Consider the following 2407-nt stretch of genomic DNA (forward strand, 5'->3'; position numbering starts at 1 on the left):
GTAAGCGTCAAATAGCCCACACCTATCATTCAGGTCTGGGCTCATGCTATGATTGGATTACTTCTTACTTGGTATGCGACAACTTTCTGGTATACAGTCTGACCAAGGTAGATACTTTTCGATTTCAGTAGAATCTGTGAGATCTACATTCGGAAGTTCTTCAAATAAATATTTTAAGTATGCATAGGGATTAAGGTTATTCGCCTTAGATGTTTCAACGACACTATAAATAAGAGCGCTACTTTTTGCACCCTTCGCCGTGTTGCTGAAAAGCCAATTTTTCCTTCCTAAAACAAAGGGTTTAATTGCTCTCTCCGCACGATTATTATCCAACTCTAATCGTCCATCCAAAAGAAAGGCTTCAAGTTTATGCCACTGAGACTTGCAGTATTTAATGGCTTTACCCAATGCACTTTTTGGTAACACCTTTGGTGCTTGCACGTTTAACCATTTAGAAAATTCCTCTAAGATGGGAAGACTTAACTTTTTCCTCTCGTGATAACGCTCAATGGCACTAATGTCTTTGAGTTGACGTTCAACTTTATAGAGCCGATCACAAAAATCCAAACCTTCTTGTGCAGTAAGCCGTGAGGCTTTTGCTGTCTCTGGAAGTGCGGTTAATGCATCTTTAAAGTTCCGACGCGCGTGTGCCCAACATCCAACCAGTGTCACATTCGGAATCGCGTGATAACCGGCATAACCATCGACATGTAGATAGCCACTGAATGCTTCTAAGAACTGTTTTGGGTGTTTACTAGCGCGTGTTTGTTGGTAATCATATAACACAACTGGCTCGTGTGCAGTACCTGTTCGAAACATCCACATGTATGAAGTTGATTGACTTTTTCGTCCAGGTTCAGATAACACCTGAAGGGTCGTTTCATCCGCATGCAGAACCTCTTGGTTAATCATATATTGATACATCTGATCAAAAATAATGGATAACCAGTTCTCTGCACCGTACATGATCCAATTTGCCATGGTCTGCCTGGATAAAGATAATCCAAGGCGTTCCAAAGCTTTTTCTTGTCGATAAAGCGGCATACCATCTACGTACTTTTGTGACATTAAATACGCCATTGCTGAAGGTGATGCTAAACTGCCTGGATACACAGGAGATGGCGACTTAGCGATTTGAATAGGCGTTTCAATTTCATTACGTGCACAATGACGGCACCCATAAATGTAACGCACATGCTTTTTCACTTTAGTCTGTGCGGGAATAATCTCAATTTCTCTACGCACTTCCGTGCTCATTTCATGCAATTCCCCATCACAACACGAACAGACCTGTTCCTCTTCTGATAAACGATACTCAATCGTTTCAGTCGGAAGGTCTTCGAGCTTCTTGTCACGCTGTCCTTTTTTCTTGCGAATGTACGTAATCGTTTCAATCGTAGGCTCTTCTACATCTTTATTTGATGTATCTTCAGGTTCATTAAATAGAGAAAGTTGATTCGGGTTTTGTTCACTTGAAGCACCAAATTGTCTTTTTTGACTCAGTCTAAATTGTTCCTCATACCATTTTAGCTTTGCTTCAAGTTCTTCTTTTTCAAGTTCAAGTTTCTCAGCGCGGTCTTTATAAAATTGGGCATCTTTTGCGTTCGTTAGCTTTTCCATAAAATTCATTATACGAAAAAGAATCCGCCTTGAATAGAGCGAATTCACATATTTTATAAAATTGTTCGTGCTTTAACTTCACGGTGAGCAGATTGTTGAATCGTCAATCCATCCAATAACCAACGCAGTTGACGCGGGGAGATGTCTTTTGTTAGCTTAGATGATTCGTCTGGCCAAGAGAATTTACCGGTCTCTAGTCTTTTATAATAAAGCCAAAAGCCGTTATTATCCCATTGTAGAATTTTTATTTTATCTCTATTTCGATTGCAAAACACAAAGAGTGCAGGTGAAAATGGATCAAGTTCAAATGCCTCTTTTACTATAATTGCTAGGCCATCAATGGACTTTCTAAGGTCCGTAGGACCACAAGCTAAATAAACCCTTTCATAGTATGGGTGAATCATTGATACTTCAATAAATGTATTACATCAGATAAAAGTTGACGATCAACCTGTGGTTTTACTTCCACTGATAACCTATCTACCTTGATAATGATGGATGAATGCTCGTCAGTTTCAGCTGAATGGCTAATTTCTAGCCAATCGCTAGAAGAAGGATTATCTGTTTGATGATCAAATTTACGTTTCCAATAATACATTTGATGAATATTAATATTTTCTTTACGGCACCAAGCAGCCATACTAAGGCCGCTTTCGCTCCATTGATCCATTTTTGTCTCCCATTCTAACTGTTTATCTGACATAAAAAGCCTCCTTTGAGAATTAATCTATGAAGATTATCTCATCTGGAGGCTGAGTTGCATACGTGTGAAGTATTTGACGCTTAC

The 2407-nt window shown here is 39.3% G+C and carries 3 protein-coding genes; all 3 read right to left on the bottom strand.

Translation table 11 applies throughout. The annotated features are described in order from the left end of the window. Positions 1–57: 57 nt before the first annotated feature. Genes tnpC through tnpA form a run of 3 tightly spaced genes read right to left on the bottom strand, consistent with a single transcriptional unit; the run spans position 58 to position 2323 of the window. Complete coding sequence (gene tnpC, locus DFR57_RS18030; RefSeq protein ID WP_114354615.1) at positions 58–1620, bottom strand: IS66 family transposase; 1563 nt, start codon at positions 1618–1620, stop codon at positions 58–60. A 53-nt stretch (positions 1621–1673) separates the two neighbouring features. Beyond that, positions 1674–2024, bottom strand: a complete 351-nt coding sequence (gene tnpB, locus DFR57_RS18035) for an IS66 family insertion sequence element accessory protein TnpB (RefSeq protein WP_114354613.1) — start codon at positions 2022–2024, stop codon at positions 1674–1676. After that, on the bottom strand, positions 2021–2323 hold the full coding sequence (tnpA, locus tag DFR57_RS18040; RefSeq protein WP_114354614.1) for an IS66 family insertion sequence element accessory protein TnpA: 303 nt from the start codon (positions 2321–2323) through the stop codon (positions 2021–2023). The genes tnpB and tnpA overlap by 4 nt, the downstream gene beginning before the upstream one ends. Positions 2324–2407 lie beyond the last annotated feature (84 nt).

Origin of the sequence: Saliterribacillus persicus (assembly GCF_003337485.1) — a bacterium.
GTDB classification, from domain to species: Bacteria; Bacillota; Bacilli; order Bacillales; family Amphibacillaceae; genus Saliterribacillus; species Saliterribacillus persicus.

Bases quoted from the DNA above. Each gene is read 5' to 3' on its own strand.
- tnpA (WP_114354614.1), bottom strand. From the start codon at position 2,323: ATGTCAGATAAACAGTTAGAATGGGAGACAAAAATGGATCAATGGAGC.
- tnpC (WP_114354615.1), bottom strand. From the start codon at position 1,620: ATGGAAAAGCTAACGAACGCAAAAGATGCCCAATTTTATAAAGACCGC.
- tnpB (WP_114354613.1), bottom strand. From the start codon at position 2,024: ATGATTCACCCATACTATGAAAGGGTTTATTTAGCTTGTGGTCCTACG.